The sequence below is a fragment of the Micromonospora ferruginea genome (genome assembly GCF_013694245.2).
Classification (GTDB): domain Bacteria; phylum Actinomycetota; class Actinomycetes; order Mycobacteriales; family Micromonosporaceae; genus Micromonospora; species Micromonospora robiginosa.
In genome coordinates this window covers 2,713,144-2,727,307 of record NZ_CP059322.2, presented here as the reverse complement: position 1 = coordinate 2,727,307, position 14,164 = coordinate 2,713,144, and the positions used below count along the sequence as shown (strand labels likewise).

At 74.9% G+C, this 14,164-nt stretch carries 12 protein-coding genes; 6 read left to right on the top strand and 6 right to left on the bottom strand.

Features of this window, described 5'->3' with window-relative positions; translation table 11 throughout:
* Positions 1-45: 45 nt before the first annotated feature.
* A complete protein-coding gene (locus tag H1D33_RS11520; RefSeq protein WP_181568067.1) occupies positions 46-1,089 on the top strand; it encodes an iron-containing redox enzyme family protein in 1,044 nt (347 codons plus the stop codon).
* Positions 1,090-1,142: 53 nt separating this feature from the next.
* On the opposite strand, the gene H1D33_RS11515 is transcribed toward H1D33_RS11520, so the two are convergent.
* Positions 1,143-1,349, bottom strand: a complete 207-nt coding sequence (locus H1D33_RS11515; protein WP_181568068.1) for a CDGSH iron-sulfur domain-containing protein — start codon at positions 1,347-1,349, stop codon at positions 1,143-1,145.
* 160 nt (positions 1,350-1,509) lie between these two features.
* Here H1D33_RS11515 and H1D33_RS11510 point away from each other — a divergent pair, with 160 nt between their 5' ends.
* The gene (locus tag H1D33_RS11510) at positions 1,510-2,925 is read left to right on the top strand and encodes a hypothetical protein (RefSeq protein WP_181568069.1); all 1,416 of its coding nucleotides are present in this window, start codon (positions 1,510-1,512) and stop codon (positions 2,923-2,925) included.
* 226 nt (positions 2,926-3,151) lie between these two features.
* Positions 3,152-4,285 carry a SigB/SigF/SigG family RNA polymerase sigma factor gene (locus H1D33_RS11505; RefSeq protein ID WP_181568070.1) on the top strand — a complete coding sequence of 378 codons (1,134 nt, stop codon included), beginning with the start codon at positions 3,152-3,154 and terminating at the stop codon, positions 4,283-4,285.
* A gap of 91 nt (positions 4,286-4,376) precedes the next feature.
* Here H1D33_RS11505 and ctaD read toward each other — a convergent pair whose 3' ends face one another.
* The 5 genes from ctaD to H1D33_RS11480 form a co-directional block, all read right to left on the bottom strand.
* Positions 4,377-6,380 (bottom strand): aa3-type cytochrome oxidase subunit I, encoded by a 2,004-nt coding sequence (gene ctaD / locus H1D33_RS11500; protein WP_181568071.1) that lies wholly within the window; start codon positions 6,378-6,380, stop codon positions 4,377-4,379.
* An 88-nt stretch (positions 6,381-6,468) separates the two neighbouring features.
* Positions 6,469-7,200: an ATP-binding protein gene (locus tag H1D33_RS11495; protein WP_181568072.1), complete on the bottom strand. Its 732-nt coding sequence runs from the start codon at positions 7,198-7,200 to the stop codon at positions 6,469-6,471.
* A 113-nt stretch (positions 7,201-7,313) separates the two neighbouring features.
* Positions 7,314-7,778: a DUF4383 domain-containing protein gene (locus H1D33_RS11490; protein WP_181568073.1), complete on the bottom strand. Its 465-nt coding sequence runs from the start codon at positions 7,776-7,778 to the stop codon at positions 7,314-7,316.
* A gap of 105 nt (positions 7,779-7,883) precedes the next feature.
* Positions 7,884-9,038: a glycosyltransferase gene (locus H1D33_RS11485; protein WP_181568074.1), complete on the bottom strand. Its 1,155-nt coding sequence runs from the start codon at positions 9,036-9,038 to the stop codon at positions 7,884-7,886.
* A 28-nt stretch (positions 9,039-9,066) separates the two neighbouring features.
* The gene (locus H1D33_RS11480; RefSeq protein WP_246412236.1) at positions 9,067-10,047 is read right to left on the bottom strand and encodes a glucosyl-3-phosphoglycerate synthase; all 981 of its coding nucleotides are present in this window, start codon (positions 10,045-10,047) and stop codon (positions 9,067-9,069) included.
* Between the two features lie 220 nt (positions 10,048-10,267).
* Between H1D33_RS11480 and H1D33_RS11475 the strand changes: the two genes are divergently transcribed.
* Genes H1D33_RS11475 through H1D33_RS11465 form a run of 3 tightly spaced genes read left to right on the top strand, consistent with a single transcriptional unit; the run spans position 10,268 to position 14,125 of the window.
* A complete protein-coding gene (locus tag H1D33_RS11475; protein ID WP_181568076.1) occupies positions 10,268-11,269 on the top strand; it encodes a Gfo/Idh/MocA family protein in 1,002 nt (333 codons plus the stop codon).
* Entirely contained in the window at positions 11,262-12,350 is a 1,089-nt protein-coding gene (locus H1D33_RS11470; protein ID WP_181568077.1) for a zinc-dependent alcohol dehydrogenase, read from the top strand. Before H1D33_RS11475 ends, H1D33_RS11470 begins: the two co-directional genes overlap by 8 nt.
* Positions 12,351-12,379: 29 nt before the next feature.
* Complete coding sequence (locus H1D33_RS11465) at positions 12,380-14,125, top strand: ABC transporter ATP-binding protein (RefSeq protein ID WP_181568078.1); 1,746 nt, start codon at positions 12,380-12,382, stop codon at positions 14,123-14,125.
* Positions 14,126-14,164 lie beyond the last annotated feature (39 nt).

Genomic DNA, 14,164 nt, shown 5'->3' with positions numbered 1-14,164 from the left:
CTGGGGCACTGCGAACAGGTGTTCGACAGCCCCGGGAGGTCCCGCTTGTCCACCACCGATCGCCGTTACGGCCCCGCCCCGCTGCCGCCGGCGCGCGGGCCGGTCTCCGCCGCGCTGCTCGACGCGCTGCGCGGCTCGCCGGGCGAGTTGCCGGCCGGGCTGGGCGACGGATTCGCCGCGGTGGCCGCGCCGCTGACCGACGAGGACCTCCAGCTCACCCTCTTCCTCTGCTACGAACTGCACTACCGGGGCTGGCGGGACGTCGCCGAGGAATGGGAGTGGGAGCCGTCCCTGCTGGCGCTGCGGGCCCGCGCCGAGCGCTTGTTCGAGGCGGCCCTGCGGCGACTCGCCGGCCCGCTGCCGGCGGTGCTGCCCGCCGCGCTGCCGGCGACGCTGGCCGACCTGGTCGCCGCCGACGACGGCCCGCCGCTCGCGGCCACCCTGCAACGCCGGGCCGACCTCGATCAGTTCCGCGAGTTCGTCACCCACCGCTCGATCTACCACCTGCGCGAGGCCGACCCGCACAGTTGGGCGCTGCCCCGGCTCGGCGGGCCGGCGAAGGCGGCGCTCGTCGAGATCCAGATGGACGAGTACGGCAACGGCCGGCTGGACCGGATGCACGCGGAGCTGTTCCGCACCACCATGGACCGGCTCGGGCTGGACACCGGGTACGCCGCCCACCTGGACCGGGTGCCGGCGGTCACGCTGGCGGTCAACAACCTGATGTCGCTGTTCGGGCTGCACCGGCGGCTGCGCGGGGCGCTGCTCGGGCACCTGGCCGCATACGAGATGACCTCGTCGCTGCCGAACCGCCGCTACGGCAACGGGCTGCGCCGGCTGGGCTTCGACGCGACGGCCACCCGGTTCTACGACGAGCACGTGGAGGCCGACGCGGTGCACGAGCAGATCGCCGCGTACGACCTGTGCGGCGGGTTGGTCCGCGCGGAGCCGGCGCTGGCCGCCGACGTGCTGTTCGGGGCGGCCGCCGGGCTGGCGGTGGACCGCGTGTTCGCCGAGCACGTGCTGTCCGCCTGGTCCGCCGGCGAGTCCTCGCTGCGCGCGCCCGAACGCGCCCTCGCCGCCGCCTGAGGCGTTAGGCGGGGCCCCTTCCTCTACCGGAAGCGTTAAGCGGGGGCCCCGCCTCAACCCCGGAAGTTGGCGACCTTGTGGGTGCCGTCGCAGAACGGCTTGATCGCGCTCTTGCCGCACCGGCACAGCGCCACCGTGCCCCGGCGCCGCTCGATCGGCTCGCCCTCCGGCGTGACCAGCGCGAAGTCACCGCGCACCAGCAGCGGTCCGTCCCGGTACGGGGTGATGGTCGCCGCCGGGGTGCTCTCGTCGTCGGGCATGCGCCGAGCAGTGCCCGTCCCGCCGACGCCCAAACCCGCACCGCCGCGCCGTTGCGCCCGCGACGGCGGTTCGGCGGCGCGACGACACCCGACCGGGCGTTGGTCCGCGCCGTGGGGAGATGACCCGTTTAGACCCCAGAGGGACGGGAAGCCGGGCCGCGTGGCGAGCGAACGAGGCGGACGGGGCCCGGCGGAGGACGCCGGGCTGCCCGGCGAGCGGGTGGTGGCGGCGGGCAGCGCCGCCCGTACCCTGGTCGCCGCGACGGCCCGGGCGCTGCGCGGCGACGACTGCGGCGACCTCGGTCACCCGGGGCCGCTCGGCCGGCTTCCCGGCACGCCCGATCCGGTCCGCCGCGCCGCCGCGAGCCGCGCCGCCGGCCGGGCCGCGCTGACCGCCGCGCAGGTGGCCCGGGTCGACACGGAACGGGTCGCCGGCTGGTTCGTCGACCAGTACCCGGACCGGCGCTGGCCGGGGGCGGTGCTCGGCTCGCCGCACGGCGCGGCGGCCCACCTCGCGGTGGCGCTGGGCGTCCCATGGTTGCCCGCCGGCTTCGACCTGACGGCGCAGTGGGGCCGGGGTGCGGTGGACCGGCCCGACGCCGCGCTCGACCACGGGGCGGCGCTGGCCGGGCGACTGCTCGCCGGCAACCCCCGGGTGCACGTACGCCAGGTGCACTGCCCGGCCAGCCGCGGCGTGACGGCCGGCGCCACCGTGACGCTCACCGCCCGCTGGCGGACGCTGCCCGGGGCGTACGCGCGGTTCCTGGCCGACCGGCTGGAGCCGGCGGCGCCGGTGCTGCTGTTGCACGACGCGCGCACGTGGCCGGTCCGGGACGACGGCGCCGGGCACAGCTTCCAGGCCGGATGTCCGGGCAGCGGCCTCGACCCGGTCGACTTCCACCCGGACGCGCACGCGCTGCGCCACGTGCTGCGCGCGGCCGGCGGCGACGAGACCCGCTGGCGCGCCCCGGAGGTCACCGTGTCGGCGGGGTTCGCCGAGCACGGCGTGGAGTCCGGTTTCGAGCACGGCGCGCGGGAGTGGGGCGACGGGCACGGGCACCCGCTGCACCGGGTGGTCGTCCCGCAGCCGGACGCGTTGAGCGCGGCCACCGCCGACCTGTACCGGCGCTGGCTGCGCCGGGCCGGCAAGACCGGGGACCGGCTGGTGGTGGAGTGCGGCCGGCTGCTCGACCCGGGGCAGGTGCTGCGCGCCGGCCTGGTGCCCTACTGGTGCGAGAACGCCACCCGCCGCCGGGTGGAGGGCGTCGAGTGGTGGCTGGCCGGCAGCGAGCCGTTCAGCTCGGTGGACGTGCTGCCCGAGCCGCCCGGACTGCGGTCGCCCGCGCTCGCCGGCCTGCCCCAGTGGCTGGCGGTGGCCGGCTTCGGACGCCGGCGGCGGGCGCTCGACCGGGGCGCGGCCCGCGGCTACCCGGTCGCCTCGGTGCCGACCCGACGTGCCACGGAGGTGTTGCGTAACCAACCCTGCGACCTGCCCGTGCCGCCGCCGCTGGGGATGACCGAGGCCCTCGCCGCGCTCCGGGACGCCGGCGCCCACCAGGGGCTGCTGGTCTGCTGACCGGCAACCTGGCGAAACATCCTCGCGATCCTACGGTCCGTGATTGAGTACCTACGGAGCGGGAAGACCGCTCGCCGTGCACCGGCCCACGACGCCGCACGGCGGGCAGCCGCCGCTTCCGACGTAATCCGTCACGTAACCCAACTTCCTCACCCGGTGCGTGGCTCGACCACGCGCACGACCGGTTTCCGACCGGGCGGGGGACCCTTCGGCGAGGGAGGCGCGGATGTTCGGACAGACCGCCACACCCACACCACCGACCACCGACCGGGGTCTGGAGGACCTCGACGCGGCGGCGCTCGCGTACGCGGCCCGGATCGAGGGCCTGCCACCCGAGCGGCGGCAGGAGGCGCGCGACGATCTGGTCCGGTTCGCGTTGCCGTTCGCCGGGCGGCTGGCCCGCCGCTACCGGGGCCGCGGGGAGCCGCTGGAGGACCTGGAGCAGGTCGCCCGCCTCGGCCTGGTCAACGCCGTCGACCGGTACGACCCGGAGCGCGGCTCGTTCACCGCGTACGCGGCGATCACCATCGTCGGCGAGATCAAGCGGCACTTCCGCGACCGCACCTGGGGCGTGCACGTGCCGCGCCGGCTGCGGGACCTGATCCTCGAGGTGGGGCAGGCGACGGCGACGCTGACCAGCGAGCTGTCCCGGGCGCCCTCGGTGGCCGAGCTGGCCGAGCGGCTGGAGACGCCGGAGGAGGAGATCCTCGCCGCGCTGGAGTCGGCCGCCGGCTACAGCCCGGCGTCGCTGAACGCGCCGGTGGGCGGGGAGAGCTCGGCCGAGTTCGGTGACCTGGTGGGCGAGTCCGACAACGCGCTGGAGTCCGTCGACGACCGGGTCACGGTCAGCGGCCTGCTGCACCGGCTGCCCTGGCGGGAACGGCGGATCCTGGCCATGCGCTTCTACGGCAACCAGACCCAGGCGGAGATCGCGGCCCGGTTCGGCATCTCGCAGATGCACGTGTCCCGGCTGCTGTCCCGGGCGTTGACCTGGCTGCGCCAGGCGATGCTGGCCGAGGCGCCGCCGCCGTGGCAGAACGGCGCCGCCGAGGCCGAGCCGGCCAAGACCCGGATCTCGGTGCGGCAGAACGGCGACCGGGTGGTGGTGGAGGTCGGCGGCGAGATCGACCGGGCCGGGGCCGACCAGTTGCGCCGGGCGGTGCTGGAGGCGGTCACCGGGCAGCCCCGCGAGGTGGTGGTCGACCTGGTGGGCGCCGGCGGCTTCGACGCCGGCGGGATCGCCGCGCTGATGGCCGGCCGGGACGCCGCCGCCCGGACCGGGGTGCCGCTGCGGCTGACCCGGGTGCAGCCGGCGGTGCGCCGCTCGCTCGCCGCGGCCGGCCTGCCCGCCGCCGACTGAGCACCGCACGCCGCGCGCAGCGCGGCGTGCGGTGTCCGTGTTAAGCGGGGCCCCCTCCTATGCCGTAGGCGTTAAGCGGGGGCCCCGCCTTTCAGTTCTCCGGGGTGTCGCCGTGGCCGCGCGGGTGCCGCCAGCGGTCGTTGGGCTGCTCCTCGCGGTCGGCGCCGAGGATCGTCTCCTCCGGCTCGTCGGTCTCCTCGAAGCTGGGCCGGCGCACCTGCTCCGGCTCCGGCACGTCGACCGGCCGGGCACCGGACTGCGGTGCCGGCTGGTACTCCACCGCCTCACGGGCGCCGTGCGCGCCTTCGGCGGCCGGTGACTCCGGCGTCCGGGTGACGTGGTGGAACTCCTCGCTGAGGCGCTGCGGCGGCTTGGTGGTGCGCTGCGGCAGGTCCCGGCCGAGGTCGGAGACGAGCGGGCCGTACTTGGCGTCGAACGCGGGGCGCTCCGAGCGGATCCGGGGCATCCGGTCGAAGTTGCGCAGCGGCGGCGGGCAGGTGGTGGCCCACTCCAGCGAGTTGCCGAAGCCCCACGGGTCGTCCACGGTGACCATCGCGCCGTACCGCCAGGACTTCCACACGTTGTAGATGAAGAAGAGCGTGGACGCCCCGAGGACGAACGACCCGATGCTGGAGATCTCGTTCAGCCCGGTGAAGCCGTCGCTGGGCAGGTAGTCCGCGTACCGGCGGGGCATGCCTTCGGCGCCGAGCCAGTGCTGCACCAGGAACGTGGCGTGGAAGCCGATGAACATGGTCCAGAAGTGCATCTTGCCCAGCCGCTCGTCGAGCAACCGGCCGGTCATCTTCGGGAACCAGAAGTAGATGCCGCCGAACGCGGCGAACACGATGGTGCCGAAGAGCACGTAGTGGAAGTGCGCCACCACGAAGTAGGAGTCGGTGACGTGGAAGTCCACCGGCGGGCTGGCCAGCAGCACGCCGGTTAGGCCGCCGAGCAGGAACGTGACCAGGAAGCCGACGGCGAACAGCATCGGCGTCTCGAACGTGAGCTGGCCCTTCCACATGGTGCCGATCCAGTTGAAGAACTTCACCCCGGTCGGCACCGCGATCAGATAGCTGAGGATGCTGAAGAACGGCAGCAGCACCTGGCCGGTGGCGAACATGTGGTGCGCCCAGACCGCCATCGACAGCACCGTGATGGCGAGCGTGGCCAGCACCAGCCCGGTGTAGCCGAAGATCGGCTTGCGCGAGAAGACCGGGATGATCTCGGTGATGATGCCGAAGAACGGCAACGCGATGATGTAGACCTCGGGATGGCCGAAGAACCAGAACAGGTGTTGCCACAGCATCGGCCCGCCGGTCGTCGGGTCGTAGACGTGCGAGTGCAGGATCCGGTCCGAGGCGAGCGCGAACAGCGCGGCGGCCAGCAGCGGGAACACGAAGATCACCAGGAGGCTGGTGAGCAGCAGGTTCCAGGTGAAGATCGGCATCCGGAACAGCGTCATGCCGGGCGCCCGCAGGGTCAGCACCGTGGTGATCATGTTGACCGCGCCGAGGATGGTGCCCAGACCGGAGATGGCCAGCCCGACCACCCACATGTTCGCGCCGACGCCGGGGGAGTGCTGCGCGGTGCTCAGCGGCGTGTACGCGGTCCAGCCGAAGTCGGCCGAGCCCTGCGGGGTGAAGAAGCCGCCGACCGTGATGGCGGCCCCGAAGAAGTACAGCCAGTACGCGAACGCGTTCAGCCGTGGGAAGGCCACGTCCGGCGCGCCGATCTGCAACGGCACCAGGTAGTTGCCGAACCCGAACACCATCGGCGTCGCGAACAGCAGCAGCATGATCGTGCCGTGCATGGTGAACATCTGGTTGTACTGCTCCGGGGAGAGCAATTGCATCCCGGGTCGCGCCAGCTCCGCCCGGATGAGCATCGCCATGAACCCGCCGATGATGAAGTACGCGAACGACGTGCCCAGATAGAGCAGGCCGATCAGCTTGGCGTCGGTGGTCCGCAGCAGCCGCCACAGCGAGTTGCCGTGCACCGCCTCCCGGACCGGGCCGGGATACCCTCCGAACCGGGCCGGCGCGAGGATCGCGGGCCCCCGGTCGTGTGCCGGATCCGTGACTACCCGCTTGGGCATGGCATCTCACCCCGTGTGACGACAGACAGGACGGGCGCGCGTACCCGTCCCCTCTGCCCATAAAACCAGGCGAGAGCGGAGAATTCGGTCAGTTCGCCGGGAGCATGGCCCAGACGACCTTCCCGGCGCCGACCGGCGTGCTGCCCCAGCGCTGGGTCAGCTCCCGCACCAGCATCAGCCCGCGACCGCCCTCGGCCGACAGGTCGCGACCGGTCGCGGCCCGCGCGTCGGCCGGGCTGCCGTCCATCACCGCCACCCGCAGGTACGGCCGGCGCAGCGTCAGCGTCACCTGCATCGGCGTGCCGGCGTGCCGGACCACGTTGCCGACCAGTTCGCTGAGCACCAGCGAGGCCGGGCCGATGAGCTCCGGCACGTTCCACCGGCCGCACGCCTCGGTGACCAGCTCCCGGGCCCGGCGGCAGGCGCCCGCGACCGGCTCCAGCCGGGCCCGCATCCGGGGCGCGGCGGTGGTGCCGGCCAGCGCGGCGGCCTCGGCGCAGTCCCGGCGCACCGGCACCACCCGGCAGGCGGTGGTCTCGTTCAGCCAGGCCGCCACGTCCCGCGGCGGGGCGGAGAGCACCAGCGGCACCGCCGGCCAGTCGTCGGCCCGCCGGCAGGCGGCGGCGAAGACGGAGAGCGCCAGCGGCTCGACGACGTCGACGTCCTCCAGGTCGACCACGAGCGCGTCCGGCTGCGCGGCCAGGCACCGGTCCAGCACCTCGTGCACCGCGCGGGTGGTCCCCAGGTCGAGCGCGCCGGACAACCGGACGACGGTGACCGGGGACTCGTCACGGACCTCGCACCTGATCCGGGTCGACATCGGGCCCTCGTTTCCAACTCGTCGGAGGACTACCGACGTACCCGGGCCCCGGAGGACCGAAACCGGGCGCCGGGCGCGTCACGTCCCCGCCGGGCGGTGTTCCTCCGCCCAGGTCAGCGGCGGTGCTCGCGGCGCCCGGTGAACAGCCCCAGGGCCAGCATGGCGACGCCGAGCAGCAGGTGCAGCCAGCCGTCGGCGGGATTGACCGCCAGCACGTTCGCCGCGCTGCGCCGGTCGACGGCCAGGCCGTAGAGCCAGAGCACCAGATAGACCGCGCCGGCGCCGAGCAGGAACGCGCGGGCGCCGGCGACGGTGCGGGACAGCGTCAGCCCGGCCGCGCCGAGGACCAGGTGGACGAGGTTGTGCAGCGCCGAGACCTGGAACAGCCCGAGCAGCCGGGCACCCGAGCCGGGGCCGGCGAACCGCAGGTCGGCGTAGGAGGCGGTGATGCCGGGCACGAAGCCCAGCGCGCCGAGCAGCAGCAGGAGCACGGCGATGCCGGAGGCGGCCCGGCGCACCGGCGCCCGGCCGTCGGCCGGGTTGCGCCGCGCCCGGGAGTGCGCCGTCGAGTTCGTCACGCCGGTCTCCTCGCCACCGTGGGGACCGCCGGTTTCCCGGACCCGTCGCGGGCAAACCGCCGCCGGCCCGGACGCGCGGGGGCGTCCGGGCCGGCGTTCGCGCGGTCAGGCGAGCTGCAACGGCCTCGCCGCGCCCCGGCGGACCCGGTCGTACAGCTCCACGTACCGCTCGGCCATCCGGGCCGGGGTGAACCGCTCGGCCGCCACCCGCCGGCACTCGCCGGCCTCCAGCCGGCCGCCGGCGCGCACCAGCTCGCCCAGCTCCTCCTCGTCGGTGGTGAGCAGGCCGGTGCGGCCGTGCTCGATCAGCTCCGGCAGGCAGCCGCGGGCGGTGGCCACCACCGGCGTGCCCAGCGACAACGACTCCACCACCGCCGTGCCGCCGGGCTCCTCCCAGCGCAGCGGGAACAGCGACACGCGGGCCGAGGCGACCAGGTCGTCGCGCTCCTGCCCGGCCACCGTGCCCACCCAGCGCACCAGCTCACCGTCGACGTACGGGGCGACCTGCTCGTGGAAGAACCGCACGTCCGGGTTCTGCCGGGCCTCGTCGCCGGCCGCGGCCAGGTCCTCCGGCCGGTGGTACGGGCCGACCGGGCCGGCCAGCACCAGCGGGAAACCGACCCGGTGCGCGAGCCGGGCGCCCAGGTCCTGCCCCTTGCCCGGGTTGATCCGGCCGAGGATCACCGCGTGGTCGCCCTTCGCCACCGCCGGGCGGCGGTCCGCGTCGACCGCCAGCGGGGTGGACAGGTGCACGTGGCCCACCGAGTGCTCCCGCAGCGCGCGCGGCGCCCGGGCCAGTTGCGAGGCGGACACCCCGTTGACCCGCACCCGGTCGCCGCCGTCCAGGTTGCCGTACAGCTCGGGGTGCTTGGCCAGGTCCCAGTGCAGGGTGTGCAGGACCGGCGGCGCGTCCGGGCCCATCGCGGCGAGGGTGGCCAGGCCGACCGCCTCCACGTGGTCGTGCACCAGGTCGACGTCGTCGCGGGCGTGCAGCGCCCGCACCACGCCGGCCAGGTGCGCCTGGGACACGCCGCAGACCTGGTTGTACGGCCGCTGCAGGGCGGGGAACTGGCCGTCCGGGAAGACCGAGATCCGCTCGTCGACCGGCAGCGTGCTGCTCTCCACCGAGGCCAGCACCACCCGGACGCCGAGCCGGCGCAGCTCCGGCACCAGCGTGGCGATCACGTTCTCGATCCCGCCGTAGCCCGGCGGCGGCACGGACAGCCACGGACCGGCGTTCATCAGCACGGTGAGCGTCATGCGCTGCCCCATCTCTCGGAAGTGGTGGTCATGCGGCGACCCGTCGGTGGGGGATGCGGTGGCGCAGCTCGGCCAGCGGCGGGCGTTCCTCGACCGAGACGTCGTTGACCACGATCTCCCGGTCCAGGTTGGGTAGCGCCTCCGAGCCGCCCCGGCGGAACTGCGTCAGCAACGGCGTCGGGGTGGTGCCGGGCGCGGCCCAGCCGCGTCGTTGCAGCCGCGACCAGGCGGTCAGCATGATCTGCGCCGACATCCGGCCCAGCGCGGCGGTGTCCTGGTGCCGGTGCTTGCGCTCGCCCAGGTCGACCTGGGCGAGCGCGTCCAGCCCGACCAGCTCCAGCAGGTCGATGAGCATCGCCGTCTCGACGCCGTACCCGGTGACGAACGGCACCCGCTCCAGCACCTCGCGGCGGCCCGCGTACTCGCCGGCCAGCGGTTGCACGAAGCCGGCCAGTTCCGGCCAGAACAGGTTGAGCAGCGGCCGGGCCATCAGCTCGGTCACCCGCCCGCCGCCGTCGGGCTCCACACTCGTCGCACCCACCAGCGGACGGTGGTAGAAGCCCTTGACGAACTCCACCCCCGGGTCGGTGAGCAGCGGGCCGAGCAGGCCGGTGACGAAGTGCGGCCGGAACTCGCGCAGGTCGGCGTCGATGAACGCGACCACGTCCCCCTCGGCCGCGGCCAGCCCGGCCCAGAGCGCGTCGCCCTTGCCGGTCAACCGCGGCAGCCCGCGGGTCATCGCGTCCTGCCCCACCACCTCGGCGCCGGCCGCGCGGGCCACCTGGGCGGTCCGGTCGGTGGACCGCGAGTCCACCACGATCAGCTCGTCGACCAGCGACACCCGGTCCATCAGGTGCTCCCGGATGGTCGACACGATCGCACCGACCGTGGCCTCCTCGTCACGCGCCGGCAGCACCACGCTGACCCGGCTGGTTCCCTTGGCCCGCACCAGCCGGTCGGCCGGCCAGTCGTCGGCCGCGCTGGTGCGATACGTGGCCCACGCCTCCACCACCGGTGAGACGGTCGAATCTGATTCCCGCACGGGCACCCCCCATTAGTTGCGGAATCGCAAGTGTCTGTTTCCCAGTTCGGAACCCGCGCTAACCGATCCTGCCCAACGGTGTGATCACGGGGATGAACGTCACGTTGCGCGCGAGGTCGCGTTTGCCGCGTCAGCGCCGGGGGGAGTGCTGTGCGCAGCATGTCAGTCACGGTGAGAGGGCGGTCGGATGCGGGTGGGACTGGTCGGGGCCGGCGGGGTGGCGCAACGCCACGCCCGCGTGCTCACGGGCTTCGAGGACGTGGAACTGCTCGGCGTGACGGACGTGGCCCCGGAGGCGGCGCGGGCGCTCGCCGGCACGTACGGCGGTCGGATCTTCTCAGACGTGGCCGAGCTGCTCGCCGCCGGTCCGGACGCGGTCTACGTGTGCGTGCCGCCGTTCGCGCACGGCCCGGCCGAGGAGGCGGTCGTCGCCGCCGGCGTGCCGATGTTCGTGGAGAAGCCGGTGGCGGTCGACCTGGAGACCGCCGAGCGGATCGGCGGCCTGGTCGAGCGGGCCGGGCTGCGCACCGGCGTCGGGCACCACTGGCGCTACCTGCACGTGGTGGAGGAGGCGCGGCGGCTGCTCGCCGACCGTCCGGTGCGGATGGTCAACGGCGCGTGGCTGGACAAGGTGCCGCCGGTCGCCTGGTGGGCGCGGCGGGACCGCTCCGGCGGACCGGTGGTGGAGCAGGCCGCGCACGTGCTCGACCTGGTCCGGCTGCTGGCCGGCGAGGTCACCGAGGTGACCGCGTACGGCGACGGCACCCCGCCGCCGGTCGACGGCGCCGACATCGACTCGGTGACCGCGGCCACGCTGCGGTTCGCCTCCGGCGCGGTCGGCACGCTCGCCGCGGCCTGCGTGCTCACCTGGAAGCACCGGGCCGGCCTGGAGATCCTGGCCGACGGGCTGGCGCTGTCGCTGGCCGAGGACGGCCTGACGATCCGCGACGCCGACGGCGAACGCCACCTGCCCGCCGACCCGGACGCCGCCCGGGTCGCCGTCGACCGGGCCTTCGTCGACGCGGTGCGCGGCATCGGCGACGACGTGCGGGTGCCGTACGCCGAGGCGTTGCGGACCCAGCGGCTCGCGCTCGCGGTGGCCGAGTCGGCGCGGACCGGTCGCCCGGTGGCGCTGCCGACCGGCCCGGCGGCCCGGTCGACCGACGCGGGGGTGCGAGTCGATGCGTGACCGGGTGGTGGTGGTCAGCGCGCCCGGCCGGGTCGAGCTGGTCGAGCAGGACGCGGCCGAGCTGCGCGACGGCACGTTCCGGGTGGAGACGCTCTTCAGCGGCGTGTCCGCCGGCACCGAGCTGAGTTTCGTCAAGGGCACCAACCCCTACCTGCACGTCACCTGGGACGCCGGTCTCGGGCTGTTCCGGCCCGGTGAGGCGAGCACCCCGTACCCGGTCACCCGGCTGGGCTACATGCAGGTCGGTCGGGTGGTGGAGAGCCGCACCCCGGCGGTCGCGGTGGGCACGGTCGGCGCGATGACGTACGGCCACCGCAGCGGCTGGGTCGCCGACCCGGTCGCCGAGCGGTTCGTGCCGCTGCCCGACGACCTCGACCCGCTGCTCGGCGTCTACGTCGCGCACATGGGACCGATCTGCGCCAACGGGCTGCTGCACGCCGCGGCGGACCTGTGCGGCACCGACGTGCGTACCCTCGGCGACGGCGTCCGGGGACGGCGGGTGGCGGTGGTCGGCAGCGGCGTGGTCGCGCTGCTCACCGCCCTGTTCGCCCGGCGGCACGGCGCCGCCTCGGTGGTCGTGGTGGACCCCACCCCGGCGCGGCGGCAGGTGGCCGAGGCGCTCGGCCTGGAGACGCTCGACCCGGAGGCGGACGACCCGGCGGTGGTGCTCAAGACCCGGTGGAACCACGCCGCCGGCGACCGGGGCGCGGACGTGGTCTTCCAGTGCCGGGGTCAGGACTGGGCGCTGCAACTCGCGCTGCGCCTGCTGCGACCCCAGGGCACGGTGATCGACCTGGCCTTCTACCAGGGCGGCGCGGACGCGGTCCGGCTCGGCGAGGAGTTCCACCACAACGGGCTGTCGCTGCGCTGCGCGCAGATCGGGCGGGTGCCGCGCGGGCTCGCCCCGACCTGGGACCGGGAGCGGCTCTCCGCCGAGACGGTGGAGCTGCTGCGCCAGTACGGCGACCAGATCCGCAAGCACCTGGTCTCCGCGGTGGCGCCGCTGGACGAGGCGCCGGCCCTGCTCACCGACCTGGCCGAGCGACGCCGGTCGGAGCTTCAGGTGGTGCTCACCGGCTGATCCGGCGCGGCTCCGGCTACGGTTCGGTGATGACCGCCGAAGCCGGCCCGACGCCGGGGCTCGCCGCGTTGCTGCCCTACCTGCGCGCCCACCGCGGCACCCTGGTCGCGGTGGGCGCGCTGTCGCTCACCGGGTCCGCCGCCGCGCTCGCCCAGCCGCTGCTCACCCGCACCGTGCTGGACCGGATCACCGCCGACCGGCCGGCCGCCGCGCTGGTGGCCGCGCTGGTCGCCCTGGTGGTGGCCGGCGCGCTGCTCGGCGGGCTCCGCGACTACCTGCTGCAACGCACCGCGGAGGGGCTCGTCCTGGGCGTCCGCCGCCGGCTGGCCGGGCACCTGCTGCGGCTGCCGATCGTGGAGTACGACCGGCGCCGCACCGGCGACCTGCTGTCCCGGGTGGGCGCCGACACCACCCTGCTGCGGGCGGTGGTCACCTCCGGCCTGTTCGAGACCGTCACCGGCGCGGTGATGGTGCTCGGCGCCGGCACCGCGATGCTGCTGCTGGATCCGCTGCTGTTCGGCGTGACGCTGGCCGCCGTCGCGCTCGGCGTGGTCTTCGCGGTCACCGTCGCGCGCCGGGTGCGCGGGCTGGCCCGCCGCGCCCAGGAACGCGTCGGGGAGATGACCTCGGCGGTCGAGCGGGCGATCTCCGCGGCCCGGACCATCCGAGCCAGCCGCGCCGAGGGCCGGGAGACCGACACGGTGGTGGCGAGCGCGACCGCGGCGTACCGGGCCGGGCTGGGGGTGGCCCGCGCCGAGGCGGTGGTCGGCCCGGCCGGCACGGTCACCGTGCAGGGCGCGTTCCTGCTGGTGCTGGCCGTGGGCGGGGCCCGGGTGGCGTCCGGGGCGATCAGCGTCGGCGACCTGGTCGCGTTCGTGATGTTCCTGTTCTTTCTGGTGCTGCCGCTGGGCCAGGCGGTGCACGCGTACACCCAGTTGCAGAGCGGCCTGGGCGCGCTGGCCCGGATCGAGGAGATCCTCGCCGTGCCGGACGAGGAGACCGGCGACCCGCCCGCCGGGCCGGTCCCGTCGGCCGCCGGCGTGCCGGCGCGGGTCGAGTTCGACCGGGTCGGCTTCGGCTACCCCGGCGGTCCGAAGGTGCTGCGCGAGGTCAGCTTCACCGTGCCGGCCGGCACCCGGACCGCCCTGGTCGGTCCGTCCGGCGCCGGCAAGTCCACGCTGCTGGCGCTGGTCGAGCGCTTCTACGAGGTGGGCGAGGGCGCGGTGCGCCTGGACGGCGTGGACGTGCGGGAGCTGCCCCGTGACGCGCTGCGCGCCCGGCTCGGCTACGTCGAGCAGGAGGCGCCGGTGCTCGCCGGCACGCTGCGCGACAACCTGCTCATCACCGCGCCCGACGCCGGCGACGACCGGCTGCGCGCGGTGCTCGACGAGGTGAACCTGGGCCACCTGGCCGACCGGACCGGCGACGGGCTGGACGTGCAGGTGGGGGAGGGTGGCGTGCTGCTCTCCGGCGGGGAGCGGCAGCGCCTGGCCATCGCCCGGGCGCTGCTGGCCGGGCCGCCGGTGCTGCTGCTCGACGAGCCGACCAGCAATCTCGACGCGCGCAACGAGGCGGCGCTGCGCCGGGCGATCGACGCGGTGGCGGTGCGCCGCACCCTGGTGATCGTGGCCCACCGCCTCTCCACCGTGGTGGACGCCGACCAGATCGTGGTGCTCGACGGCGGCCGGGTGGTGGCGGTCGGCGCGCACGACGAGCTGACCACCACCAGCCCGCTCTACCGGGAGCTGGCCACCCACCAACTGCTCGTGGCCTGACTCGCCCGGGTCGGGGGTCACAATCGGCTGCGGTTCGCG